Origin of the sequence: Flagellimonas lutimaris (assembly GCF_051494225.1) — a bacterium.
GTDB classification, from domain to species: Bacteria; Bacteroidota; Bacteroidia; order Flavobacteriales; family Flavobacteriaceae; genus Flagellimonas; species Flagellimonas lutimaris_A.
On sequence record NZ_JBNPYE010000002.1, the window covers coordinates 534917 to 561357 of the forward strand.

The 26441-nt window shown below is 40.3% G+C and carries 26 protein-coding genes; 14 read left to right on the forward strand and 12 right to left on the reverse strand.

The window, feature by feature from the left end; genetic code table 11:
• Together ACQQ5U_RS07630 and ACQQ5U_RS07635 are read right to left on the reverse strand one after the other, a co-directional pair.
• Positions 1–660 carry a DUF4271 domain-containing protein gene (locus tag ACQQ5U_RS07630; protein ID WP_437396469.1) on the reverse strand — a complete coding sequence of 220 codons (660 nt, stop codon included), beginning with the start codon at positions 658–660 and terminating at the stop codon, positions 1–3.
• Positions 657–2312 (reverse strand): glycosyltransferase family 39 protein, encoded by a 1656-nt coding sequence (locus ACQQ5U_RS07635; RefSeq protein WP_437396471.1) that lies wholly within the window; start codon positions 2310–2312, stop codon positions 657–659. Before ACQQ5U_RS07635 ends, ACQQ5U_RS07630 begins: the two co-directional genes overlap by 4 nt.
• Positions 2313–2434: 122 nt before the next feature.
• Here ACQQ5U_RS07635 and ACQQ5U_RS07640 point away from each other — a divergent pair, with 122 nt between their 5' ends.
• Genes ACQQ5U_RS07640 through ACQQ5U_RS07650 form a run of 3 tightly spaced genes read left to right on the forward strand, consistent with a single transcriptional unit; the run spans position 2435 to position 4950 of the window.
• The gene (locus ACQQ5U_RS07640) at positions 2435–3163 is read left to right on the forward strand and encodes a polyprenol monophosphomannose synthase (RefSeq protein WP_437396472.1); all 729 of its coding nucleotides are present in this window, start codon (positions 2435–2437) and stop codon (positions 3161–3163) included.
• 2 nt (positions 3164–3165) lie between these two features.
• On the forward strand, positions 3166–4500 hold the full coding sequence (locus ACQQ5U_RS07645; protein WP_437396474.1) for a dihydroorotase: 1335 nt from the start codon (positions 3166–3168) through the stop codon (positions 4498–4500).
• A gap of 3 nt (positions 4501–4503) precedes the next feature.
• Positions 4504–4950 carry a DUF4296 domain-containing protein gene (locus ACQQ5U_RS07650; RefSeq protein WP_437396476.1) on the forward strand — a complete coding sequence of 149 codons (447 nt, stop codon included), beginning with the start codon at positions 4504–4506 and terminating at the stop codon, positions 4948–4950.
• On the opposite strand, the gene ACQQ5U_RS07655 is transcribed toward ACQQ5U_RS07650, so the two are convergent.
• Positions 4934–5938, reverse strand: a complete 1005-nt coding sequence (locus tag ACQQ5U_RS07655) for an NAD-dependent epimerase/dehydratase family protein (protein ID WP_437396478.1) — start codon at positions 5936–5938, stop codon at positions 4934–4936. The genes ACQQ5U_RS07650 and ACQQ5U_RS07655 overlap by 17 nt on opposite strands.
• Positions 5939–6023: 85 nt before the next feature.
• On the opposite strand from ACQQ5U_RS07655, the gene tyrS reads away from it, so the two are divergent.
• The gene (tyrS, locus tag ACQQ5U_RS07660; RefSeq protein ID WP_437396480.1) at positions 6024–7319 is read left to right on the forward strand and encodes a tyrosine--tRNA ligase; all 1296 of its coding nucleotides are present in this window, start codon (positions 6024–6026) and stop codon (positions 7317–7319) included.
• A 37-nt stretch (positions 7320–7356) separates the two neighbouring features.
• On the opposite strand, the gene ACQQ5U_RS07665 is transcribed toward tyrS, so the two are convergent.
• The 6 genes from ACQQ5U_RS07665 to ACQQ5U_RS07690 all read right to left on the reverse strand — a co-directional run bounded on the left by ACQQ5U_RS07665 (position 7357) and on the right by ACQQ5U_RS07690 (position 14054).
• Entirely contained in the window at positions 7357–7902 is a 546-nt protein-coding gene (locus tag ACQQ5U_RS07665) for a quercetin 2,3-dioxygenase (RefSeq protein ID WP_437396482.1), read from the reverse strand.
• Positions 7903–8020: 118 nt separating this feature from the next.
• Positions 8021–9007, reverse strand: coding sequence for an acyl transferase (locus ACQQ5U_RS07670; RefSeq protein ID WP_437396484.1), 987 nt, complete (start codon positions 9005–9007; stop codon positions 8021–8023).
• Positions 9008–9075: 68 nt separating this feature from the next.
• The gene (locus ACQQ5U_RS07675) at positions 9076–9399 is read right to left on the reverse strand and encodes a T9SS type A sorting domain-containing protein (protein WP_437396486.1); all 324 of its coding nucleotides are present in this window, start codon (positions 9397–9399) and stop codon (positions 9076–9078) included.
• 148 nt (positions 9400–9547) lie between these two features.
• Positions 9548–9859 (reverse strand): T9SS type A sorting domain-containing protein, encoded by a 312-nt coding sequence (locus ACQQ5U_RS07680; RefSeq protein ID WP_437396488.1) that lies wholly within the window; start codon positions 9857–9859, stop codon positions 9548–9550.
• 152 nt (positions 9860–10011) lie between these two features.
• Positions 10012–11208 carry a multidrug transporter gene (locus ACQQ5U_RS07685; RefSeq protein WP_437396489.1) on the reverse strand — a complete coding sequence of 399 codons (1197 nt, stop codon included), beginning with the start codon at positions 11206–11208 and terminating at the stop codon, positions 10012–10014.
• Positions 11209–11228: 20 nt separating this feature from the next.
• Positions 11229–14054, reverse strand: coding sequence for a TonB-dependent receptor domain-containing protein (locus ACQQ5U_RS07690; protein WP_437396491.1), 2826 nt, complete (start codon positions 14052–14054; stop codon positions 11229–11231).
• Positions 14055–14240: 186 nt separating this feature from the next.
• Here ACQQ5U_RS07690 and ACQQ5U_RS07695 point away from each other — a divergent pair, with 186 nt between their 5' ends.
• Positions 14241–14927, forward strand: a complete 687-nt coding sequence (locus tag ACQQ5U_RS07695) for a response regulator transcription factor (protein ID WP_437396493.1) — start codon at positions 14241–14243, stop codon at positions 14925–14927.
• Positions 14927–16003, forward strand: coding sequence for a sensor histidine kinase (locus ACQQ5U_RS07700; RefSeq protein WP_437396495.1), 1077 nt, complete (start codon positions 14927–14929; stop codon positions 16001–16003). The genes ACQQ5U_RS07695 and ACQQ5U_RS07700 overlap by 1 nt, the downstream gene beginning before the upstream one ends.
• Here the strand turns inward: ACQQ5U_RS07700 and ACQQ5U_RS07705 are convergent.
• Entirely contained in the window at positions 15907–17019 is a 1113-nt protein-coding gene (locus ACQQ5U_RS07705) for a glycosyltransferase (RefSeq protein WP_437396496.1), read from the reverse strand. The two genes, ACQQ5U_RS07700 and ACQQ5U_RS07705, sit on opposite strands and share 97 nt — an antisense overlap.
• An 84-nt stretch (positions 17020–17103) precedes the next feature.
• Between ACQQ5U_RS07705 and trmB the strand changes: the two genes are divergently transcribed.
• Genes trmB through ACQQ5U_RS07720 form a run of 3 tightly spaced genes read left to right on the forward strand, consistent with a single transcriptional unit; the run spans position 17104 to position 18736 of the window.
• Entirely contained in the window at positions 17104–17772 is a 669-nt protein-coding gene (gene trmB, locus ACQQ5U_RS07710) for a tRNA (guanosine(46)-N7)-methyltransferase TrmB (RefSeq protein ID WP_437396497.1), read from the forward strand.
• A gap of 3 nt (positions 17773–17775) precedes the next feature.
• Positions 17776–18411: a LysE family transporter gene (locus ACQQ5U_RS07715; protein WP_437396499.1), complete on the forward strand. Its 636-nt coding sequence runs from the start codon at positions 17776–17778 to the stop codon at positions 18409–18411.
• Position 18412: 1 nt separating this feature from the next.
• Positions 18413–18736 (forward strand): MGMT family protein, encoded by a 324-nt coding sequence (locus ACQQ5U_RS07720; RefSeq protein WP_437396501.1) that lies wholly within the window; start codon positions 18413–18415, stop codon positions 18734–18736.
• Here the strand turns inward: ACQQ5U_RS07720 and ACQQ5U_RS07725 are convergent.
• Positions 18733–20400, reverse strand: a complete 1668-nt coding sequence (locus ACQQ5U_RS07725; protein ID WP_437396503.1) for an amidase — start codon at positions 20398–20400, stop codon at positions 18733–18735. The genes ACQQ5U_RS07720 and ACQQ5U_RS07725 overlap by 4 nt on opposite strands.
• Before the next feature lie 226 nt (positions 20401–20626).
• Between ACQQ5U_RS07725 and ACQQ5U_RS07730 the strand changes: the two genes are divergently transcribed.
• From ACQQ5U_RS07730 to ACQQ5U_RS07745, 4 genes are all read left to right on the forward strand, one after another.
• A complete protein-coding gene (locus tag ACQQ5U_RS07730; RefSeq protein ID WP_437396505.1) occupies positions 20627–21766 on the forward strand; it encodes a P-loop NTPase in 1140 nt (379 codons plus the stop codon).
• A gap of 11 nt (positions 21767–21777) precedes the next feature.
• On the forward strand, positions 21778–22014 hold the full coding sequence (locus tag ACQQ5U_RS07735; RefSeq protein ID WP_108246045.1) for a NifU family protein: 237 nt from the start codon (positions 21778–21780) through the stop codon (positions 22012–22014).
• A 63-nt stretch (positions 22015–22077) separates the two neighbouring features.
• Positions 22078–23136, forward strand: coding sequence for an NAD(P)/FAD-dependent oxidoreductase (locus ACQQ5U_RS07740; protein WP_437396507.1), 1059 nt, complete (start codon positions 22078–22080; stop codon positions 23134–23136).
• A gap of 57 nt (positions 23137–23193) precedes the next feature.
• Positions 23194–23526, forward strand: a complete 333-nt coding sequence (locus ACQQ5U_RS07745; RefSeq protein WP_437396509.1) for a ferredoxin — start codon at positions 23194–23196, stop codon at positions 23524–23526.
• Here ACQQ5U_RS07745 and ACQQ5U_RS07750 read toward each other — a convergent pair.
• On the reverse strand, positions 23523–25259 hold the full coding sequence (locus ACQQ5U_RS07750) for an ABC transporter ATP-binding protein (RefSeq protein WP_437396511.1): 1737 nt from the start codon (positions 25257–25259) through the stop codon (positions 23523–23525). The genes ACQQ5U_RS07745 and ACQQ5U_RS07750 overlap by 4 nt on opposite strands.
• Before the next feature lie 118 nt (positions 25260–25377).
• Here ACQQ5U_RS07750 and ACQQ5U_RS07755 point away from each other — a divergent pair, with 118 nt between their 5' ends.
• Complete coding sequence (locus ACQQ5U_RS07755) at positions 25378–26415, forward strand: TPM domain-containing protein (RefSeq protein ID WP_437396513.1); 1038 nt, start codon at positions 25378–25380, stop codon at positions 26413–26415.
• Positions 26416–26441 lie beyond the last annotated feature (26 nt).

The following is a 26441-nucleotide window of genomic DNA, read 5'->3' on the forward strand; positions in this document are numbered from 1 at the left end:
TCAACCTTTTAAATAGCTTCCAATTAGCACCAAGGGCGTAATTTCGAGTGTGCAAAGGTACAAAATAAAATACATAAAATACGGGAACAGTGCTTTTTGATGGTTCTTCAACAGCTTGGCGATACCGATGCCATTAATAAGAACAATAAGGAAAAATACCACATATATTGTTGTTTTAGAGTCTGTTGAGATGTATATCAACAATATGTTGGCAATGGAAATTAGGATGCTACTGTAATTTAGATAGGATACTTTGCTGAAAATAAGTCCTCCAACTAAATTTATATTGTTAAACACATACCCAGTAAACATTTGAAGCAAAAATTTTATCAGTTCAAATAAGGCCAAAAAACCTAATATTATAAAATAGGTGAGGACTGAATTATGTTGTGGCATTTGGCCAAAGGCTTTTAACGTAAGAAAGATAAAAAGCGATAAGTTGATCAGTTGAAAAAAAGTTAAAAGAAGATGGAACCAATGCGAAAATTGTCCCTTTTTATTGTGAAGCAGAATGTATTTATCATTAAAGGGAAGAATGATAAAGTTCAAAAATTTCTTATGGTATAGGTATTTGCCCAATGCCAATACAACAAAGCTCCCAAATAACATAAGTGTCATCCAGTCCAAAGAAACGATTGTTTTTTCAATGGGATCCATCATTGAATTTTAATAGGTTTTCCATTAAGCCCCGGGGGTAAATTATTTTCAGAAATACCTATTCTAAAGTACGACGGATTTTCCATGGAGGATAGTGGTAGTTCAAAATTATAGCGTATGGTATCCTTTGACTTTAAGAAAGATTGTTGCGGACTCGTGTTTTCGACCTTAAGAGAACGCATTTGCTTAACCTGTTTGTACTTATTGGAATATGAGATGGTGTACTTTAATTGCTCCAAAGGGATATCAAACGGATACGGATTGTACACTTTTAGCGAATACTTAATACCTGTTTCCGGTTTGTCCACAATACATTTTAATTTGCGATAGGATTGAAAGTCATCGATATAACTCCCATAAAAAACCGTACTATCTAAATGCATGTAGTTAATATCCCCGCTCTCCCTGTATTTGGTAACGTATAGAACCTTTTTGCCCCGCACCCGTTCCTCCGAACCATCGATCGAATATTGATTTTTACGATACATAAAGTTGTTCAAAGATATCGCTGGGATCCCTGAATAAAATTCATACATCGGGGCCCGCCGGTAAGAGTTCTCAAAAATAACAGGTACATCGCCCGCCTTTGATTTAAGTTCGTTCACCCATTCCTTATTGCCATGCGTTTCGTAGAGCATGGGAAATAAAGGATAATATATCAGCCATGCTCTGGCATAGAGCAACAGAACCACACTTACAATACCGATTCTATACATCCATTTCCTGCTTTTGGCATGTTGCAAAAGATGGTTAAAAGCGATTATGACCAAAGGAATTGAAATAACAATGGCCCATTGCGCCTGTACCCTTCGGTTAAAACTGGAGATAAAAAAGAAAATCAAAACCCCGTAAACCAAATAGACCAATGCTTTAGAAAACTTGTCCGTGGCTTTAAACTTGAAAAATGAACTATAGATCCAATAAAACAAAAGTCCTATGATAACAATAAGATTTAAGAAATAACCCAATGTAAACTCGTCAAAGGAATAGGCTTGATTGGGGCGTTCGTACAAATGGAAGGTTATGGATACAAAATCGTTTTGATATAACCACACAAAATGAGGAGTGTAGCAAATCAAGGCCAGAACAACGGCCAACCAAGCTTTCTTGTTAAAAATGAGCTTGTAGTTGGAAAGAAAAACGAATAGTATCACCAGCACGGCATGGTACTTACTGTACATAAGAGCTGCCATCACCAATCCCAGGTACACAGCAGTCATTAGGCCCTCGTTCTTCAAGAAGCGTTTGTACAGCCAAAGAAACAAAGCGGTAAAAAACAAAAGGGATGTATCGGGAAGGGTTAAAAATCCATAGGCATTCATCAATGTAAATGAAAATACCAATAAGAAAAAGTGGACCACATAGTCCTTTTTCTTTGGATCATCTATTAATAACCAAAGTAGGATATATGTTCCGGCCGAAAGTACGGTGCTCATAAACCTAACTCCAAGCTCACCATCAAAAATAAAACTGCTGAGTTTTATCAAAAAAGCAACCATGGATGGATGGTCAAAATACCCCCAGGCCATATTTTGGGCATAGTACCAGTAGTAGGCTTCATCAAAAATGAGCTCCGTTACGGATGCTTGAAAAAGGTTGAGTGCAAAAATGACCGCTAAAAGAACAAAGAAAAGCCTAGGAAACTTTTGAGACATCAAAAAAAGGATTTAAAAAGGGCAAAGTTACAAATAATGGACTAGTGGCAATTCGGCTAGCCAACAGTAAGTTGTGTGGGCAAGTTAGAAAACCGTATTTTTGACATTCTAATCTAGTGCGAATGGCAGACGGCTTGGTTATTATACCCACATTCAATGAAATTGAAAACATTGAGGCCATTGTTAAAACGGTTTTCGACCTAAAAAAGGACTTTCATGTCCTAGTGGTAGATGACAATTCTCCCGATGGAACCGCGGATTGTGTTAGGAACCTGCAAAAGGAATTCCCAGAAAGGCTTTTCTTGGAGGTACGAAAGGAAAAATCAGGTTTGGGAACGGCATATATCCACGGCTTTAAATGGGCGTTGAAAAACGGTTACGAATATATTTTTGAAATGGACGCCGATTTTTCCCATCGGCCTGCCGATCTTTCCCGTTTGCACAGAGCCTGCCTCAATGGTGCTGATGTAGCGGTAGGCTCACGATATAAAAAGGGTGTAAATGTGGTTAACTGGCCACTGTTTAGGATTTTACTTTCTTATGGGGCATCATTTTATGTGAAGCTGATTACGGGAATGAAGGTGCACGACCCTACAGCAGGATTTGTCTGCTACAGGAGAAAGGTATTGGAAACCATTAATTTGGACAATGTTCGTTTTATTGGATATGCATTTCAGATTGAGATGAAGTACAGGGCGTACCTTAAAAAATTTAAAATAGAAGAGGTTTCGATTATTTTCACAGATCGAGTGCACGGAAAATCCAAAATGAACTCTGCGATTATAAGGGAGGCCATTTTTGGAGTGATTGCCATGAAATTTAGAAGTATATTTTTTAAAAAGAACTTTTAGTTATGTCGAAAATTCTGTTGAAAAATGCAAAGATTGTCAATGAGAACAGCATTTTTGAATCTGATGTGTTGATGGAAGGTGATTTTATTGCCCGAATAGACACAGATATTTCCGATTCCAATGCCAAGGTCATTGATTTGGAAGGGGACCTTTTATTGCCAGGAATCATTGATGATCAAGTACATTTTAGGGAACCGGGCCTCACCCATAAAGGTACCATTGCAACCGAAAGTAGAGCCGCTATTGCTGGAGGTATCACTACTTTTATGGAGCAACCCAATACAAATCCACAGACCACTACAATACAGAAATTGGAGGATAAATTTGCAATAGCAGCAAAAGACTCCTTCGCAAATTATTCCTTCCTCTTTGGGGGAACCAACGATAATTTGGAAGAATTGAAACGATTGGATAAAAATGCCTGTTCCGGGGTTAAATTGTTCTTGGGTTCTTCCACCGGAAATATGCTGGTGGACGATGAGAAAGTCTTAGAACAGATTTTTAAGAATACTGAAATGGTCATTTCCGCCCATTGTGAGGACGAAGGAACCATAAGAGCCAATCTGGCCAAGTACAAAGAAATGTACGGGGACAATATTCCCATAGAGATGCACCCTATCATCCGCAGTGCTGAGGCCTGTTATCTGTCGTCTTCAAAAGCTATTGCCCTAGCCAAAAAAACTGGGGCAAGATTACATGTATTTCATGTGTCGACCGGAATTGAAACAGAACTTTTCACGAATAAAATTCCTTTAGAGGAAAAAAAGATAACTGCTGAGGTATGCATTCATCATTTATGGTTTTCTGATGAGGATTATGCCAAAAAAGGTACACTGATCAAATGGAACCCTGCTGTTAAGTCCAAAAACGATAGGGAAAAACTTTGGGAGGCACTTTTGGACGACCGATTCGATATTGTTGCCACAGATCATGCTCCCCACACCCTCGAAGAAAAAGACAACCCATATACTAAGGCTCCATCAGGAGGACCGTTGGTCCAGCATGCCTTATTGGCAATGCTCCAAAAAGAAAAAGAAGGGGTTATAAGTTTGGAAAAGATGGTTGAAAAAATGTGCCATAATCCAGCTAAACTTTTCGATATTGACCGACGAGGTTTTATTCGTGAAGGCTATTATGCGGATTTGGTACAGGTAAACCAAAATTCTAAAAATGAGGTTAAAAAAGCCAATATTTTCTATAAATGTGGATGGTCTCCTTTTGAAGGTATTACTTTTGACTCAGAGGTGAAGCGAACCTTTGTGAATGGTTTGTTGGCCTATGAAAATGGTACATTTAGTGCCGAAAAGAATGCAAAAAGGCTCATGTTTAATCGTTAGGAGATGAAATATATCGTCACATTATTTTTTGGTATGATTTTGTTGGTTTCCTGTGCTGAAAAAGTAGTGGAGGAACCCGAAAATCTAATTCCCAAAGAAAAAATGACAGAGATTCTCCATGATCTTGCTATTTTGAATGCCGCAAAATCTGGAGCTGCAATAAAATTTAAAGATTCAGGTATCGATGTAATGGATTTTCTCTATAAAAAATACGGAATAGATAGCACCCAGTTTTCCGAAAGTGACTTGTATTATGCATCGATTCCTTTGGAATACCAATCCATTTACGAGAATGTGGAAAAACGAATACAAGTGCAGAAAGATACGATGGAAGCAAGGGGAGAAAGAAGAAATGATAGTGTTAGAAAAGCAAGTTTGAAACGAAGTGATTCTTTAAAAGCGATTCAAGAAAAAAAGACACAGAAGAAGGAGATTAGCCCTTCTCAATAAACTTCTCACAACAGTATGCCGTGGATTTGTCCAAGTCTTCAAATGCAAAACCCAATTTTGATTTTATCTTTTTGTTGCTATAGTTTTCTTGGTGATATAAACCTTTGGCAACCGCTTTGGACAGCTTTCTTCTTTTCCCAAAAATATTACTGCGTACCCAATCCCACCGCCAAAAGCATTCAAGCATAAATTTTGAAATCTTTTTTGTTGGTGGTGCTACACCCAGTTTTGACGCTATTTTTTGGAACAGCTGTTCGTAGGTCATATTTTGACTGACCAAAATAAAGCGTTCCGATTGGATGTTGGAATTCATTAATGCAGTCATTGCATTTATAACATCGTTTACGGATACAAACCCCGTTCCGCCAGGTATAAGATACTTTTTACCTTTTGATGCGTAGGTAAAGAAGGTTCCACTCCCCGATTTCCAAAATCCGGGCCCAATGACCACTCCTGGATTAACTATCACTATGGAAAGACCTTCTTGCGAGCCGCGCCAAACCTCAAGCTCTGCTTCATACTTGGTAATTCCATAAACAGAAGCTTTCGCTTCGTTCCATTCGTTTTCTTCAGTGGACTCTTCTCCTTTAATACTAGGTCCAATGGCTCCAATGGAGCTTACATAACATAGTTTTTTAATGCCATGTTTTAAGGAAAAGTTCACAACATTGGCAGTACCTACCATGTTGGTCTGCTCTAGAATTTTAAAGTCTTTGGGGTCAAAGGAAATTAAAGCGGCACAATGGTACACGTATTCGATACCGTCAAAAAGAGAATCCAGATCACCTAAGTCGGTAATATCGGCTTTTACCCAATCAATCTGTTCAATTAAATGGGACGGGTCATCCGTATAGTACCCAAAAACTTTGAGGACTTTCTCTATGGACGCTTTGGTCCTATAATTGCTTCTGACGCTGTTCCCATTGCTAATTAAATGGAAAAGTAAATGGGAACCGATCAGTCCAGTACCTCCTGTAACCAAAATCATAAAGTAAAAGTACCTATTTGTGCTGTAAAAATTGAGGGAAATGCCAACTTCATTTTATATTTGCAGCTATTCCAAAATACTGATCATGACGAAGAATTTTGTTCAAGAATTGCAATGGAGGGGAATGGTGCACGATGTAATGCCTGGGGCGGAGGAGCACCTAATGGAAGAAATGCGTGCTGCTTACGTAGGGATAGACCCAACGGCAGACTCTTTGCACATTGGCCATTTGGTAGGTGTAATGATGCTCAAGCATTTTCAATTGGCTGGGCACAAGCCTTATGCATTGGTTGGAGGTGCCACGGGAATGATAGGAGATCCATCTGGTAAGTCCGCGGAGCGAAATCTTTTGGATGAGAAAACACTACGCCATAACGAGGATGCCCTAAAAGAACAATTGAGTCGTTTTTTGGATTTTGAAAGTGGCGAGGCCAATGCTGCGGTTTTGGTGAACAACTACGATTGGATGAAAAACTTTTCGTTCTTGGAATTTATTCGTGATGTTGGAAAACACATTACCGTAAACTACATGATGGCAAAGGACTCCGTAAAAAAACGACTTTCTTCGGATGCCAAGGAAGGGATGTCCTTTACAGAGTTTACCTATCAGTTGGTTCAGGGGTACGACTTTTTATACCTCTACCAAAACCATAATTGTAGCCTTCAAATGGGAGGTAGTGATCAGTGGGGGAATATTACCACAGGGACCGAACTTATAAGAAGAATAGGTGGAGGAAAGGGTTATGCGCTTACTTGTCCGTTGATCACCAAAGCCGATGGAACCAAGTTTGGAAAAACCGAGGGAGGCAATATCTGGTTGGATTCGGAAAGAACCTCTCCCTATAAATTTTACCAATATTGGTTGAACACTTCCGATGAAGACGCTGAGAAATACATCAAGATTTTTACCTTCTTGAGCCAAAAGGAGATCGAGGATTTGGTAGCGGAACATAAAGAAGCGCCACATATGAGAGCTCTTCAAAAGAAACTGGCCGAAGAGGTCACCGTAATGGTACATTCCAAAGAGGACTTGGACAATGCTATAAAGGCCAGCAATATCCTATTTGGAAAATCAACTTCTGAAGACTTGAAACAGCTGAACGAAAAGACATTTTTGGATGTTTTTGAAGGGGTTCCCCAAGCTACTATTGCAAAAGATGAGCTTGAGCCCGGTTTGGATATGATTGGAGCATTGGCAGCAAAGACCAGCTTTTTGGGTTCCAACGGAGAAGCGAGAAGGGAGCTGAAACAAAATTCCATTTCGGTAAATAAGGAAAGGGTAAAGGAAGATTATCTGATAACAGCATCAGATTTGATCAATGATAAATTTGTGTTGCTCCAACGGGGCAAAAAGAATTATTTTGTTCTTGTTGTGGAATAAAATGTAAAGCCATCTTTAAAAGATGGCTTTTGTTTTTTTATGCTAAAAAAGAGATGCCGTACCGGCCACATATTTCGCTCACTTTAGCAAAATCTGGTGGGCCAGGCGGTAAATTCCCTAATTCTTCGAACATCAATTCCAGTCCTGCTGGAAAAACGCTTAAGATGGTTTTGCAATCTTGGTCCCCGACTACTTTCCAAGTATGTGGAACATTTTTAGGTGCAAAAGCCAAATCTCCTGCCTTCAAAATGGTTGTTTCGCCACCTACGGTAACTTCCAGCTCCCCTTCCAAAACTTTGAAGATTTCGTCTTCATTGGTGTGCACATGGGGTGGAATCATGGTTCCTGGTGGATTTACCTCTTCAATCAAAGTAAAAAGGCCGTTGGTATCCTCGCTGGTCAGTTTAAAGGTTTGTTGGTCACCTATTACATTTACTTTTTTCCCTTCACCACTTCTTACAATTTTTGGGCTAAGAGGCTTACCATCTTTATCTTCTTTGGAAGAAAAATGGGCAAATGTGGGCAGCGAAGCAAGTGCCGCTGCAGAAAGGGCGCTTCTTTTTAAAAATGCATTTCTATTCATCTTATGTTTGTTTGGTTTCGTAATCAAATTACGCATAAGCCTGAGAACATGATGCTTATGGATATATGAAAGGTGTTGTTTTGTGTGTAAATGGGATAAAATGGACTATTTATATGGTTTAAAGGACCATCAAATTGCATCCTCTGATGTCTGAATCATCAAAGCGACCTAATACTTCAAAAGTTCCGTTGGGATAGGTTTTTCCTAAATCTTGCGTAGCGATAAATGAGCAGGAATAGATGTTGGCAAGATCAATAACGTTGATTCCCCCAGTTTTTCCGTTGGACTGCATGGTCAAAGGATCTTCGGTGTCCCGCGTGATTATTTTCATCCATGGTGGAGTTTGAAAAATCCCTTCGCCTTTGGAGTATCCTTGGGACAAAAGTTCCGTCATCCCGTATTCTGAATGGATTTTGTTGACACCCAATCCTTTTTTTAAGATTTGGTGTAGTTCTTGGCGAATAAGTTCCTTACGGCGTCCTTTCATACCACCAGTTTCCATTACAATGGTATTTTTTAAGTGCATGGGAAATTGTTCGGCCAAATCCAGGAGAGCAAATGAAACACCAATCAAAAGTGTCTTGGTTCCCATTTTATCAAGCTCTTGTAGTTTTTGATACAGTTCCTCAAGATTGTTGAGGTAAAACCCACTATCAGCGTGTTTAGATTTATTAATTAGATTATTCACCATATAAATCAGGGAAGAACCTTCTCTTTCCAGATAAGATGGTAAAAGGGCTAGAATGCACAAATCTTCTGGTGAACCGTAGAACGTTTTAAAGGCTTTCAAAAAGCTTTCTTCGTATAGTTGGAGGTCAGGAACATAATGATTGCTAGTAATGCTTTGTGTAGTGCCACTACTGGTAAAAATAGTTTTTGCTTCCTTTTGGGTTGAGAGTACTTTGTGGGTTTTAAAGAATGCAATGGGTAAAAAAGGGATTTGCAGATAATCGGAAACATTTTGTGGCGACTTTTTCAGATGATCACAAAATTGTTGGTAGACCTTGTTGTTTCCGTATTGAAACCGAAAAACATCCAATGCCAAAGTGTCAAATTCATCCGCATTGTAGATATTGAAAATCCGATGGGTATCAAACTGTTTCATTCAGGCCCAAAAGTACCTAAAAATAAAAAAGCCCTTTGTGAAAAGGGCTTCAAAAATGTGTTGTTCTTTTATTTGACGACCAGCTTTCGGGTCATGGTTTTTTTAAGTTCCGTTACTTGGAGCACATAAACACCCGGAACCAATCTTGATATATCCAAGGTATTGGTCGTAATTCTTTTGGTTAGTACAACTTCTCCAAAAACATCATAAACTCGGATTTCTTTGGCTCCGTTGGATTCTGTAGTAATATATACTTCACTCCCATAAGCAGGGTTAGGGTACATTTTAAAACCTTTGAGCTCTTGTACGGGCTCATTGTTCACTGTAACCAGGTCTTGACCGAAAGAAAATAGTGGTAAAGCCATAAGTAAAACAAAGTAGATTTTCTTCATAAATGCTGATTTGGGGTATATGCGCTAAATAAAAATAGGTAAACATGGGAAAGTTGCCCATATTATGTTGTGAAAACACTAAATATGTAGGTAAACCGTTGAAAGCTGTTGTTTAAGTACCGGAGAAGAGGTGAAAAAGTACAGTAAACTACTTCACTATGAGCTTTCTAGTGGCAACTTTGTCTTTTTCAAAAACCCTTAGGATGTAAACGCCCTTGTCCAGTTCGGAAAGGTTGAGTTCCCTGCCAATAATGGTAGTTTGGAGTACTTGTGTTCCCAGTACATCAAATACTAGAATTTTTTTTGGAGAATTTAGCGTGGTCTCTATATATACCTTGCCTTGGGTAACTGGGTTGGGATAAAGCTTAAACCCGTCAATATCCGCACTTGTCTTGGTACTTTCCTGAGAAAATCCAAGTGCACAGACAAAAAAGAAGATGACTAGGTAAAAGTGCTTCATATGTTAATGGGTGCAAAGGCTATGCCACAAATATATAAAAATTGCGATGCGAAAGTGGAACCGTTTGACGAATAGAGGGTTACTTTTCGATGAAATGCAAAAAAGAAGCCCTCGATAGGTCGAGGGCTCTTTATATTTTAAAAGGAATTTTACTAGTTGATACCTACGGTCCAACCTGCTCCCCAAGTAGCGATATCGGTTCCAGTACCATTTCCTACACCGGTGATGAGGTCAGATTCATTGAAAACCTCACCTGTATTGTTTTCCATAGTTGTTGTTACCGCGTTAAATGTAACATCGATAATGTTCAATACATCATCCAATACACCTTGACCTGTAGGGTTGTCACCTGCATCACCATCTAATCTAAAACCTTTTCCAAAGTCGTTAAGTACAATGTTGGTAAAAGTACCTTGTGTTCCAGCTCTCAATCTTACCGCTTCACTACCATCGTTTGCACCTACAACGGTTACATTTGTAATGGTAGGGTTGGAGTAATAACCGCCTTCGTTACTGAAGTCGGTGTTGTAGCCATCACATTCAAAAGCCTTATCGTGGCTGGTTCCGTGCTGAATATACGCATCGGTTACAGATCCAGCGAAGCCTTCTGTCCAATCGATAGAATCATCCTCTGCATTTACAACAACCAAGTGTTTTGCTTCTACAGTTCCACCGAAGAATTCAAAACCGTCATCCGAACCTTCGTAGACTTCCACATAATCAATGATGGTTTGATTACCCACTGCGTAAACCGAAAGACCGTTAAGTTCGGCGTTACCATCGATGGCACCGCCTGCGTACTCGATTCTAGCGTACTTGATGATGCCTGAATCATCGTTAGGTACGTTACCACCATAAGCCAATGCACCAACTTCTGAAGTTGCAATGTTTTCAGAGTCAACAGGAGTTGAGTTGATAGGAGCTTTTCCCAAAAGAACTACACCGCCCCAGTTACCTGAACTTGGATTAGCAGCATTGGAGGTAAAAACAATTGGGTTGGAAGCTGTTCCAACTGCATTTATTTTAGCACCTTGCTGAATGGCTATATAGGCATTCACACCTATAGGCTCCGCTTTAATGGTCATGCCTGCAGGAATGGTCAAGGTTGCACCATCGGCAATAAGGACAGGGCCCGTGATGATGTATTCCGTATTGGCATCCAAAGTAAGATCTTGCGAATACAGGCCGTTTAGATCAACCGAGGTGCTTTCAGAACCACCTGTGGTTCCATTGTTCGTGGTATTGTTTGTAACACTGCTATCGTTGATAACAATATCGGAGGTATCGTCGGCTTCACAAGCAATGAACAAAGCAGCGGCTATACCTAAAAATAAAAACTTGTTTTTCATCTGTTTAAGTTTAAAAAATATTAAAATTTATATTTAAGGGTTAGCCCAACGTTAACCCCAAGGTTATACTCTCTAATGGTAATATCTCCAATTCCTGTTCCCTCTCTTACCAAGGAGATGTTTGGATTTAAAATGTTTTTGGCTGATAGATTGGCCTCAAAATGCTCTCCGAAGGAGTTTTGCCAAACAAAATTCAAAGTAGGAACAGCTTTTTCCACGATGTTGCCCAAACTACCTGCTCCCAAAGAGAAAATACGATCGGAGAAATAGGAGAAAGCAACAGTGGCTTTAGGTTTGTAGTTGCCAAACACAGGACTATAGTTCAAGTCGGCATTGATGATGAACGGCGAAGCACCTTCCAGTTCATCAGAGTCTCTGTCGAATGAAGTACCGAAAGTGTTTTCCGTTCCCGCAGGAATGTCCTTAAGATCTTGTTCTGTATGTGTGTATGCTGCATTAAGACCTACTGAAACAACTGCATTGTCATCCTCATCTACAAACAGGTTTTTTCTGGCTTCCAACTCAACACCATAGATGTTGGCCTGGTCACCTGTCCTAAAGTAGCGTTGGGTACCGGTTGCATCTGCAGCAACCACTCGGTTCACAGGATTTTTTATGGTTTTGGCAAAGGCGGCCAATGAAATGATTTCGCCTCGTTCCAAGAACCACTCATACTTAAGGTCATAGTTGAAAATATCGGAATAAGTAGGCCCATCGCCGTTCAAACCTCCCAAAAGGTCGGGGTTACCGCCAATCCTTTGCGTAACGGATTCATATACGAACGGCGCAACTTCCTTAAACTCTGGAAAAGAAGCCGTTTTACTGAAACTTGCTCTAAGGTTGGAATTCTCGGTAAGTGAATACCTCACATTCAAACTAGGCAAAAAGATGTTCTCATAAACATTTCTGGAACCGGGATCGGTAGCACTGATGTTGATTACATCATACTTCACTTTTTGACTGAAACTTTCGACCCTAACACCAGGTACAATGCTCAGTTCATCTGTAAGCCCCAATTCTGCTGTTGCATAAAGTGCATGAACGTTCAGGTTACCCTTATAAGTGTTTTCAGGAAGACCGGGTCTGTTAGTGTTTCCAATTTCATTGCTGATCGGGTTAAGAACAATAGTGTTCCAAAGCCCTTCGCCATCAGGAATGTTAATATTGGATACATTGAATATAGAATTGAGATCGTTCACATCGGTAACAGGGGCATTGTTCCTGTCTTGAATATCATATCCATATCTGATACTGCTGAATGTACGCTGCTTTCTTCTTCCGTTGTACCCGAAATTGAACTTTACTTTTTCAGAGGCTTTATAACCCATGTTCATAAAACTGTTCAACTCGTCATCATCGATGCTTTGGAAAAACCTTTGATTGTCAAAAGGTATGTTGGTATAGAAAAAAGGATGGGTGCTGTTGTCATTGTCCAAAGCATATTGGTAGTTTTCCAAGGTGATTCTTTTTCTGTCGGGTTCATCGGAAAACACTTTGTTAAAACCAATTCCCCAATCAAAGGACAATTTTTCATCAAAATTATGTTGGCCCGTCAATTGGTTTACAAAGATCATGTCTTGGTTAAACTGGACATTCATCACATAAAACCCTTCGTCCGAGTTCAAGATGGCATCACGATTGGTACCTTGACCATTTACACCATAATATCCCACGCGGTCTGTGGCACTGTTGATGAACAATGAGCTAAATTTTACTTTGTGGTCGTTGTTGATTCGGTATGTAATATTACCCAAGGCTGTTGTTGTGGCACTGTATGCATACTCCCTTACATTGGGAAAATTAACTTTTAATACATTGGTGAAATCCCTTGCAGGACCTTCCAAAATTTGAAACCCGTTGGAAAAACTTGCAGCTCCAAAAAAGCTCAATCTGGATTCATCATTGTTGAAGTTGAACGAGTATCCTCCCTCTATGGCTCCAGAAATGTTTACAGGTTCCCAAGCAGCTTCAGGATCTACACCATGAGAAAGAACAACAGCAAATGGGTTGTTGTCATAACGGTTGTAGAAACCAAAATCACTTGTCCCTTCGCTTTTCACAAAGTTTTCGCCAGCCGCATTGGTATTGATCCCTCCACCTACTGCAACCTCCAAGTATCCATCACCTGTATATTCTTTGGAATCCACATTTACATTACCTGCGGCAAAATCCCCATAAAAAGTTGGGCTGTACGCTTTGCTTACCGATACATTTTCTATAATACTGGAACCAAAAAGGTCCAAGTTGATATTTTTTTTGTTTACATCGTTGGATGGTAGTGAAAGACCGTTCATTGTTGTATTCTGGTAACGATCCCCCAAACCTCTCACATATACATTACTGGAACCTTGTTGCTTGGATATACCTGAAATTTGTGCAACAGCAGCAGCGGCATCATCAATACCTTTAAGGGTAAGTGCTTCTGCACTGATGGCCTCTTGCATTACCAACGCGTTCTTTTGCTGGAGCAGTAGTGCTATTTCTGAATCTTTACTGGCCGTAGTGGTCACAACAACCTCGTCCAATCCCACACTACTGGCACCAAGGCCTGCATTTATTTCGGTAACTTTCCCCGCCTCAACTACAACATTGGGGACTTCTAAAGTTTCGTACCCCAAAAAACTGAACACTAAAGTATAGGTTCCAGGTTCAACATCGGCAATCTGAAATAGACCGTCAAAATCCGATGTCGTACCTTTTGTTGTTCCTTTTATCAAAACATTGGCAAAAGGTAGAGGATCATCGTTAAGTTCCTTATCTGTAAGTTTTCCCACAACGCTACCGTTCTGTTGTGCAGATAGCATCAAGGTGAAAAAAGAAAAGGCCAATATTAGATATGTTTTCATACGCTACTCTGTAGGATTAATTTTGGGGCAAAGAAACGGGGGGGCTGTAAAAGCCGTGTTAGTTGTATGTTAAGAGTTTATTTCAGTTCTGTTACAATAATGTTACTAGATTAAATCAACGTTAAGCGTTTATCCCGTAAGTGTATTATCTTTACATTTGGGCGATTAACACTGAAATACCATCCCATGAAAAACAAGGACATTAAGATTTTACTGGTTGACGATGAACCTGATATTCTGGAAATTATAAGCTACAACCTTTCTTCTGAAGGTTATGAAGTATTTACTGCCAGAAATGGTGTGGAAGGTGTGGCCAAGGCTAAAAAGAAGGGCCCTCACCTCATTATTATGGATGTGATGATGCCAGAAATGGATGGTATTGAAGCATGTGAAGTGATCCGAAACACTCCTGGATTGGATAATACCATAATTACTTTCCTGACCGCCCGAGGCGAAGACTATTCCCAAGTGGCCGGATTTGATGCCGGTGCGGACGATTATATCACCAAGCCTATAAAACCAAAAGTTTTGGTGAGCAAGGTAAAAGCCTTGTTGAGAAGGTTGAAGGATGATAATAAAGAAGTAGAGGATATTGTTAAGGTTGGTGATATTGTGATCAATAGGGAAGAATACAAAATTGTAAACAATGGAGAGGAAATGGTGCTTCCAAGAAAAGAATTTGAACTACTGTCCCTATTAACGTCCAAACCCAACAAAGTTTTTAAACGTGAAGTTATTTTGGATAAAGTTTGGGGCAATGAAGTGGTTGTTGGAGGGCGGACCATCGATGTCCATATTAGAAAATTACGTGAGAAAATCGGTGATCACCACTTTAAAACCGTTAAGGGTGTGGGGTATAAGTTTGTGCTCTAATGGCCATTAAACTAAAGAAATCATACAAGTTTGCCTTAAGGTCTTCTCTAGTTATTACACTTTTAATTACTGCAGTTTTTGTAGGGTTTCATATGGATTTGGACCATATGGATTGGCCACATACCATTCTTTTTGCCTTGATATGTTTTGTGATATGTTTCGCTATCATCCAAATACGGGTGGAGCGGTTTATTTACCGGCGTATCAAAAGAATTTATGATGACGTGTCATTACTGGAGTCTTCTACATTTTCTTCCAAACCCGTAACCACCGATATGGGGACTTTGGTAGAAGAAATAGAAAAATTTGCCGAAGGAAAAAAAATTGAAATCGATACCCTTAAAATTCGAGAAGAGTACAGAAAGGATTTTTTAGGTAACGTCTCACATGAGTTAAAAACACCACTCTTTACGGTTCAAGGATATATTCTTACTCTGTTGGATGGTGCTATGAAGGACAAAAAACTTCGTAAAAAATACCTTCAAAGAGCAAACAAGGGTGTGGAACGCTTGATTTATATTGTAAAAGACCTCGATTTGATTACCAAACTCGAAGCCGGTGAGTTGAAGTTGGAACGAGAGGACTTTGATATCATCGAGCTTATCCAAAATACCTTTGACCTTTTGGAGATGAAATCTGCTCAAAAGGAAATCTCCCTCACTTTTGACATGGAATATCCCAAACCAATCTATGTTAATGGGGATAAAGAGAAAATCCAACAGGTAATAAGTAATCTTTTGGTGAATTCTATAAAATATGGTCTGCCAAAGGGAACCACCGAGGTAAGTGTGGAAAATCTGATCAAGAACAAAGTGATCATCAGGGTCACGGACAATGGAGCTGGAATTCCAAAGCAGCACATTCCACGACTTTTTGAACGATTTTATCGTGTGGATCAAAGTGGTAGTCGCAGCGAGGGAGGTTCTGGGTTAGGGCTTTCCATTGTTAAGCATATCGTGGAAGCGCACGGAGAAAAAATTTATGTTGAGAGTGAGGTTGATGTGGGCTCCGAGTTTTCCTTTACTTTGGAGAAAACAGCAAATAATTCTGAAAATTCTACTTCAGAATCAAATTGAGCCAAGCCTTTAAAGTTATCCGTTCTAGATAAATCCGCTAAGGTAAAATCTTCCTGATTGCTGTAAGGAACAAGCCCATGCTTTTGCATGCGTTTGGCCAAGTATTCTTGTTCGTACTGGCCAGGAGTGGGTATAAAAAATGCCTTCTTTTCTAACTTCGCGAGATCCATTACGGTGGTATACCCTGACCTGCAGAGTACTTTGTCACTTTGGTTCAAAGCTTTCTCCAGTTCATTGGATTTCATGAAATTATAATGTAGAATTTTACCATGGGGTATATCGATTTCTTCCCGTACCTGATTGCTTTCAATTTTACCTTTTACAAAAAGGATGTTCCCCTCAAACCCTTGCAGTTCAAACAGTAATTTCTCTTCCAGCATGGTTCGTTGCGGTTCAGGGCCAGAGAGCAAAACCATCAAATCGTTGGTAGTTGGAAGTTTCTCTTTTTCAAATCGGCTCAAAGGTCCCAAATAGGCAATGTTCAGCTTGGATTTTTTTAGATGGCCCAGTTTTCCCGTTAAATTCGGTTTTTCTTTTACATCCGGAACCCAACAGACATTGAACTTTTTTATGATTTTTTGATGAGCCTTGGAGCTCATCCAAGTGGTATTTCCAGAGAGTACATTAAGTTGGTGGGTGATAAACACACAAGGGACCTTTTTGTAATAAGCACCCAATCGGTTGTCCGAAATAATTCCTTGCAAATCATGCTCCTTGACCAAACGTTTTACTGCTTTTTTCTCCTTGGCAATGGCTTTGAGCACTTTGGGAGAGTCCCAAATCATTTTTATTTTAAAATTTTTGCCCTTCTCCGCATAAGAGATTTTGTAGGAGGGCAATTCAAAAGCTGGTAAATCAGGAAACTCCTTTTTTAGAAGTGACAGGGCCACCCCATCTGAAGCAATATATGGGCAATGCCCTTGATATAATAATTCACGAATAATTGGTATGCACCTAGTGGCATGCCCAAGCCCCCAATTTAATGGGGCGACCAGAATCCGTTTGGAATTTTCCATTCAACAAAAAAACAAAATGCGAATTGCTTTTAGATTTCCTTAGTTTTGCCAAATCATTAATTTTTTGCTCAATTAAATACGGAAGTGGGAAGTAAGAACAAACTCAAAAGGTTTAAAGAGAACGAAACATTTGCCAACGTGGTACAACCTACTAGGGAGGATGTTATGGCTGGTTTCAAGTATAAGAGTAATTGGGCATCCTTTTTTGGCAACGACAATCCAATTGTATTGGAATTAGGTTGCGGCAAGGGAGAATACACGGTAGGTCTCGCCCAAATGAACCCGAACAGAAACTATATTGGTATAGATATAAAAGGAGCGAGATTTTGGCGAGGTGCAAAGACTGCTGTGGAAAAGGAATTGGACAACGTAGCATTTTTACGCGCCCAAATTGAACTGGTGGACCATCTTTTTGGAGAAGGAGAAGTGAGCGAAATCTGGATAACCTTCCCCGATCCACAAATAAAGTACAAACGTACCAAGCATAGGATGACAAATCCTGTATTTTTGGAACGATATAAAAAAATTCTGAAACCCAACGGTATTATAAACTTAAAGACCGATAGCGAGTACATGCACGGCTATACACTAGGGCTTTTACAAGGTTTGGGGCACGAAATTTTATATGCCAATCACGACGTCTATAAAAACGAGGGAAGTCCTTCCGAAGTTCTTGAGATTCAGACTTTCTATGAAAATCAGTATCTTGAAAAAGGAAAACCAATTACCTATATCCAATTTAGGATCAACTAACCAATGACCCACGTACTTATTCTCTTTTTCGCCACATTTTCGGCAGCCTTTATGGCTACCGTGCCACCGGGCTTGCTCAACATGAATGCGGCCAAGGTTAGCGTGGAAAAAGGAAAATTGAACGGGGTTATTTTTAGCTTGGGGGTTTCAGGCACCATTATGGTGCAAGCCTATATTGCTGTATATATCTCTAAATTTTTATACAAAAATCCAGAGGTAATAGATGTCTTATTCAAGATAGCCGTGGCGGTATTCGCCTTTTTTGCAGTTTATTTCTTCATTATGGCAAAACGGAACAAAGCCCAGACCAAGGCTATAAAGGAGGTCAATCTGAGTAAAAAGAACAGTTTTTTTAAGGGGGTTCTGTTAGCGGCCCTCAATCTCTTGACCATTCCTTATTACAGTGGTCTAAATGCCATGTGGAACGAAGCGGGATGGATTAAATTTGAGGCCAAGGACATTACTACTTTTGTGGTTGCTGCTGGGGCAGGTACATTTTCTGTATTGTACCTCTACACTTTTTATTTTGATAAAATGGAGACCAAAACCAACCGTTTTTCAAAGAACTCCAATTATATTTTGAGTGCCTTGATGCTGTTATTGCTTATCATTACCCTTATTCGAATTATGTACCGCTAGTATGGAGGAAAAAAATTTCTTTGACAAAGTGTACGAAGTGGCCAAACAAATTCCATATGGAAGAGTGACCTCTTACGGAGCCATTGCAAAATATTTAGGAGCCGCCCGAAGTGCACGTATGGTGGGCTGGGCCATGAACAATTCTTTGGCAAAGGATGTACCTGCACACCGTGTAGTGAACCGTGTAGGTGTATTGACTGGCAAACACCATTTTGATGGCAGCAATATCATGCAGCAACTCCTCGAAAACGAAGGAATTCCTGTAAAAGACAATCAAATCGTCGATTTCCAAAAATATTTTTGGAATCCTGCCTCGGAGCTTTAATCAATATATCCCGGAGGGTGCAATTCGTCAAATGATGTGGCATCCTGAAATGCTTTTGCCAGCAATAGAATACTCGCTTCATCATACAAATTGCCCACAAATGTCATACTTGTAGGGTGGTTTTTCTTATCAAGACCGGTCGGAACCGCAATTACAGGATGTCCAGTAAGGTTGGTTGCTAAGAGTTGGTCATTTCCAAATGTGGGGGAAATAAGTACATCGTAATCTTTCATCAAATCCTGCATTTTTTGAATAAGTACTTGGCGCTGTCTATTCGCTTGAAGATATTCCACAGCAGGAATAAATCTACTCTGCCTTAATGAATTAGCTCTAGAACGCTGGTCTTGTTCCACCATAACATCAACGCCTCCCGAACGTACAAGCTCATCAAAAAAGGTTCCCGCCTCTGCTCTTAGGATAATATCAAAACCTCGATAAGGCACATCTTCGGGCATTTCCACAGCTGTGGGCTCAATGCCCAATTCTTTGAGTGATTTGAGTGCGTTTCTAAGATTTTCACCAGTTTCCGTGGTGTCCTTTTCAATATCTTTTTTCAGATAGGCGACTCTTAAGTTTTTAATCTCCTTTTTCCAATCAACGCCAAAAGGAAGGTCAATAGTGGTTAAATCATTTTTATCTTTTCCTTGAATAGCTTCAAAAACAATGGCACAATCTTCGGCATTTCTACCCAATGGCCCGACTTTGTCCATGGACCAGCTTAGGCTCATTACCCCATGGCGGCTTACCCTACCGTAAGTTGGGCGTAGACCGGTAACCCCGTTTCGGGTACTCGGAGACGTAATGGAGCCCAAAGTTTCAGTTCCCAAAGCGAAAGGAACAAGTCCTGCCGATGTTGCTGAACCTGAACCGGCCGAGGAACCGCTGGCTCCTTGGGTGGTATCCCACGGATTTTTTGTTTTCCCATTGAACCAAACATCACCCCGGGCCAATGCCCCGGATACCAATTTTGCCACTAAAACAGCGCCAGCATCTTCCAGTTTTTTAACAACTGTTGCAGTTTCGTTTATCATTTGGTCTTTGTATGGAGCAGCACCCCAAGTCGTTGGATAACCGGGAACGGCCATAAGGTCTTTGGTTCCGTAGGGGATTCCGTGTAAAATACCCCGGTATTTCCCATTTTTAATTTCTTCATCTGCTTTTTTGGCCTGGGCCAAGGCAAGACTGTCTGTTATGCTGATACTACACTGCAAAGCAGGTTGGTATTTTTTTAATCGGGCCAAGAAAAACTTGGTCAACTCGGTAGAGGTTATTTTCTGGTTTTTGATCAATGATGCTAGTTGAGGAATGGTGTAAAAAGCCAATAGATCGTATGGTTCGGGAATTTCTACATTATCGGGGATGTTCCATACAGTTCCAGTTTGTTGTTCTGGCATGGAAAAGCCAAAAGGGGTAGGGTCAAAACGAATGGCCGGGAAGACATCATGGCCAAGAGGGTATTTTCTCAAGGAATCAAACCCACTTCGGTTACGTTTTAAATAGGGATAGAGGGTGTCAATATCTTTATTGGCAAAATGTAGCCCTATCAGTTTTTCCGATTTCTTTACATCTCTTTTGGTAAAGGTGTTTTTGTTGGTGGAACAAGAAAACCAAGTCAAGGAGATAAACAACAATATAAAGTGGGGGATTCTGTTTTTTGGTAACATGTTGGTTGATAATTTCAAATAGAAGCATCTAAACTACATTTTTTCAAAAAAATGACCACAATTACGGGTAGCTTTTATAGTTGTAAGAACGATTTATTCAAATCCCTACAATTTATAGCCGTATGATTTTTTTGAAATTCAATGGCACAACTTCTTAATCTAACGTCAACACCGTATCTTTGTAGTTTAGAATCAGTTCAAACAGCTGGTTGCAAAATTTGGATTCATGAAGTTGAAAAAAACAGACATTCTCAAGGCATTGGAAAAAATATCCGCTCCCGGTGAAGGCCAAAATTTGGTCGAAAGCGGCTCCGTAACCAATATACAGGTATTTGGTGATGAGGTTGAAGTGGATGTGACCATCAAAAACCCTAGTCTTCAAGCCAAAAAGAAGACCGAAGTGGAAATTTTGAAGATAATCCACAGCGAGGTTTATGAAAAGGCCAAAATAAAGGTCAACCTAAAGGTTGATGCTCCCGCAAAACCTAAGGTGAACCAAATAAAGGGTAACCCAATTCCGGGTATTCAAAATATTATAGCTGTTGCATCCGGTAAAGGAGGTGTTGGTAAATCTACCGTGACCGCTAACTTAGCCGTGACCTTGGCTAAAATGGGTTTTAAAGTGGGGCTATTGGATACCGATATTTACGGACCATCCATGCCTATTATGTTTGATGTAGCTACGGAAAAACCATTGTCCATCAATGTGGATGGCAAAGCCAAGATGAAGCCAATCGAAAACTATGGTGTAAAGTTGCTTTCCATTGGATTTTTCACCCAACCCAACCAAGCCGTAATTTGGAGGGGACCTATGGCAGCAAAAGCATTGAATCAAATGATTTTTGATGCTCATTGGGGAGAATTGGACTTCCTTTTGTTGGATCTGCCCCCAGGAACCGGGGATATCCATTTGAGCATCATGCAATCCTTGCCCGTAACAGGGGCAGTGGTTGTAAGTACGCCACAAGAAATCGCATTGGCGGATGCCAGAAAAGGAGTGGCCATGTTCCAACAAGAATCAATTAATGTGCCCGTATTGGGAATCGTGGAGAATATGGCGTATTTTACACCAGCGGAACTGCCAGACAACAAGTATCACATTTTTGGTGAAAACGGAGCAAAAAACCTATCAGAAGATCTAGGAGTACCATTTTTAGGAGAGATTCCATTGGTGCAGAGCATCAGGGAGGCAGGTGATGTGGGAAGACCGGCAGCTTTGCAAACAGCTACCCCAACAGAAGAAGCGTTTGAAGAACTTACGAAAAATGTGGTTCAAGAGTTGGTGAGAAGAAATACAGACCTTCCCCCGACCGAAGCAATAAAGATTACAACCATGGCAGGTTGTTCCGCTGTTAAAAAGAAATGAGCATGACAACAATGACATCAGAAGAAACAAGGAGCAATGTAGAAAAGGCGTTGGAAGAGATACGTCCATTTTTACAGAGCGACGGAGGTGATATTACCTTGATTTCCATCGAGGACAACACCGTTAAGGTCCGTTTGGAAGGAAATTGTATTGGGTGTAGTGTGAATCAAATGACGTTGAAGAGTGGCGTGGAAATGACGATTAAGAAATACGCTCCCCAGATTGAAGAGGTAATCAATATCAGCTAACTGATAAAAATCATGAATCCTTTTTTAGGCAAGCAGTAAGTTGCGAGCCAAAATTTCTAGTATATGATCAAAACCGATATTCTGATAATTGGAGCGGGACCTACGGGTCTTTTTGCTGTTTTTGAAGCAGGTCTTTTACAGCTCAAATGTCATTTAATCGATGCATTGCCACAAGCAGGCGGTCAATGTTCCGAGATATATCCCAAAAAACCCATTTACGACATTCCTGGATATCCCGAAGTATTGGCAGGAGATTTGGTGGATAACCTCATGGAACAAATCAAGCCGTTCCAACCCGGTTTTACCTTGGGAGAACGTGCTGAGACTATTGAAAAATTGGACGACGGGACTTTTATTGTCACAACTAATAAAGGAACAAAGCACCATGCTCCCATTGTTGCCATAGCAGGAGGTCTTGGTAGTTTTGAGCCGAGAAAACCCTTATTGGAAAATTTGGGAAAATATGAGGACAACGGTGTTGCCTACATGATCAAAGAACCCGAAATATACCGAGGTAAAAAAGTATTGATTGCTGGCGGAGGTGATTCCGCTCTGGATTGGTCCATCTTTTTGGCGGATGTTGCCGATGAGGTCACTTTGGTTCACCGTAGAAATGAGTTTAGGGGTGCTTTGGATTCAGTAGAAAAAGTACAACAACTCAAGAATGAAGGTAAAATCAATTTGATAACTCCCGCCGAGATAGTTGCACTTAAAGGAGAAGACCACTTGGAGAAAGTGACCGTAAAAAACACATCAACCTCAGAAGAAACCGATGTGGAGGTCGATAATTTTATCCCATTGTTCGGATTGTCGCCCAAGTTGGGTCCAATTTCCGATTGGGGATTGGAGATAGAAAAAAACGCCATCAAAGTGGATAACACCTACGATTACCAGACTAACATTCCTGGAATCTATGCCATTGGTGATGTCAATACATATCCAGGCAAACTAAAATTGATTCTTTGCGGTTTTCACGAAGCTACCTTGATGTGCCAAAGTGCCTATCAGAAAATATTCCCCGACAAAAAGTATGTCATGAAGTATACCACTGTCGGCGGTGTAACGGGATTTGATGGAAGTAAAAAAGAAGCGCCGAAAGCTGTAGTTAAAGCTATCGACTAAGAATAAATTAAATGTTAAATCGTTAAGGGAAGTCCATTTAGGAGTTCTCGAATAGGTATGAGCGATATCAAATTAAAAATTATAGACCGTGAAGGCGAACTACATGAGGTAGACGCCCCAACCGATATGAATATGAACCTGATGGAAGTGGTACGTTCCTACGAACTTGCTCCAGAAGGAACTATCGGAATTTGTGGAGGAATGGCTATGTGCGCTTCTTGCCAATGCTATATAAAATCTGACCATCAATTGCCAGAAAAGTCGGATGATGAAGAGGCCATGTTGGCCGAAGCCTTTTTTGTGAAGGACAACAGCCGATTGGGTTGTCAACTTCATATTACGGAGGATTTGGACGGTCTGGAAGTCGAATTGGCCCCAGAAGAACCTTAAATTCTCGCTTGGTAGGTAAATAGATGATAATATCTTCCTTCGGAAGCTATCAATTTTTCGTGCGTTCCTTGTTCCAGAATATGGCCATTTTCAATCACTAAAATTTGGTCCGCTTTGCGAATAGTGCTCAGTCGGTGTGCGATAACAAAGGTTGTCCTGCCTTTGGTCAACTCTCCCAAACTTTTTTGAATAAGTGCTTCGGATTCTGTGTCCAAGCTGGAGGTGGCTTCATCCAAAACCAAGATTTTTGGATCGGCTAAAATAGCTCTTGCAATAGCAATTCGCTGGCGCTGACCACCTGAAAGTTTTACACCGCGTTCCCCGATGAGGGTGTCCAAACCTTTATCAAAACGGTCGGTGAATTCATCCACGTAGGCCGCTTTTACGGCTTCACGTAATTTTTCTTCGCTAGCATCGGGTCGTGGGAAAAGTATGTTCTCACGGATGGTGCCTTCAAACAAAAAATCATCTTGTAGCACAACTCCTAAATGTTGACGGAAACTGTTTAAGTTCACTTTGGAAAGATCGTGTCCATCAATCGTGATTCTTCCTGAATCAGGGTTTAAAAAACTGGCTGCTAAGCCAGCAATAGTCGATTTTCCGGAGCCAGAGCTACCGACCAAGGCGATAACTTGCCCAGGTTCCACATCAAAATTGATGCTGTGCAGTACTTGTTTGTCTTCCTCATAGGAAAAAGAGACATCAGAAAAGGACATTTTACCAACTACATTATCCAAAATGATGGTACGATTTTCCTCATCCGATTCTTCTTCCAAATTCATTAATTCCTCGGTACGGTCCAAACCAGCCAATGCTTCTGTTAATTGACTTCCCACGCTGCTCATTTGAACAATCGGGGCAATCATCAGACCCAACAACACGGTAAATTCCACAAATTGACCTACGGTCAACGTATCTTGAATTATTTTATAACCTCCAAAACCCATAACGCTTGTGGTGGCAACACCCAATAAAAAGGTGGACGAACTGGTCATAAAAGCGGTGGTGGTCAAGCTCTTTTTTACGTTTTCATACAAACGTTCCACGCCTACTTCAAAAACTTCCTCCTCTTGCTTTTCGGCATTGAAACCTTTGATAACACGTATGCCGCCTAAAGTTTCTGTCAATCTACCTTTTACTTCGGCATTTATCTTGCCACGATTTCTAAAAATAGGACGGATGATTTTAAACGCCTTTAAGGCAATTATGGCAAATATGGTCAGTGGGATAAAAGTGAAAAGCGTCATGAAAACGCTGATTTTCATAAGCAATGTCACAGAAACCACAGCGGTGATGATTCCTCCGACCAGTTGCACCAAACCTGTGCCGATTAAATTCCGAACTCCTTCAACATCCGACATAATACGGGATACCAAAGCTCCAGACTTTGCATTGTCAAAAAAACGAACGGGCAATGCCAGTACTTTTTTCTGTACTTGTGCCCGTAGTTCCGAAATCAGGTATTGCGCTTGAACACTTAAAATTTTGGTCAATAAAAAGGATGTGACCGCCTGTACCAAAATGGCCAACATAACACCTGCGACCAAATACTTGAGCATATCCAGATCCTTTTTTACAATTACATCATCAATGAGGTATTTGGATGCAATTGGGGCAACAAAACTGGCTGCTTTACTAATAGCAATCAATAAAAGGCCAATGAATACCAGTTTACGTTTTGGCCAAATAATGGTCTTAAAAGCGGTGAGGATGCTTACTTTTTTTTCGGGCATAACAATTTTTAGAAAGAAGTTGCAAGTTACGGCAAATTAAAGGGACATCTATTTGAAGGTGGTTTGAAATAAGATAGATTACAAATGTTATATTTAGATACTTGAATTTAAAAAGGTTATGCTTAAAGTAAGGTTTTTCGGTTTTTTACTTTTTGTTTTTTCATGGTGCGTTGCACAAGAAGAACATCCTACATTGACCGAGATTGTAACGGACAATGCCCATATCTTTACCCAACCACAGCTTGAAGGGCTTCGTACAAAATTATATCAATTTGAATCGGAGACTACCAATCAATTAGTGATTTTGACCATTGATGAATTAAGGGGTGAGACTATTGAACAGTACGCTTTGGAAGTTTTCAATCAAAATAAATTGGGTCAAGAGGGTAAGGACAACGGGATTCTGATTCTTTTCTCCAAATTGGATAGGGAGGTAAGAATAGAAGTTGGCTATGGTTTAGAGCCCTACATTACCGACGCAGTGGCCTCTCGCATTATTCGAAATACGATGATTCCAAGATTCAAGGAAGAAGATTATTTCGGTGGATTGGATAGTGCTTCGGACCAAATTATTGAATTTTTGAACAATCCCGAAGCCCTGGAAGAGTTCAAAGCAGAAATAGCGGACGAGGATGAAATGCCTTGGTGGCTGGTAGTCGTTATTGGTTTGTTCTTAATGATGTTCGTGGCTGCAGGGGGATTCTTTTTTTACAAAGCCTATTCCACACTTATAGAAATCATTCGTGGAATGTTCATTGGTAAACTTGCAGTGATTCGTGGAGTGTTTATGGCTGCTTTTATGATGCTTCCCTTGATTTTTGGACTGGTATTCATCGGGATGCCCATATTTTTTATGGTGCTATTGTTAGGCTATGACGATTTGTTGAATGGATTGGTCAAAGATTTTACATGGATCCTATTTGTAGTTATCTTATTTATTGGGCTTACCCTTGTATTGGTTGTCAAGAAAATGAGGACCAAAGGTGATCAAGACTTGAAACTCTCATTTTTTAAATCAGATAAGGATTATATCAGTAAAACTTTTTCCTCTTCTGGTACCCATTCCTTTGGCTCTGGCTCTAGTGGAGGTTCGTCCAGTAGTTTTTCCGGCGGTGGAGGAAGTTCTGGTGGTGGAGGAGCCAGCGGAAGTTGGTAATTGTTTCCGATTTACCGTATTTTCAC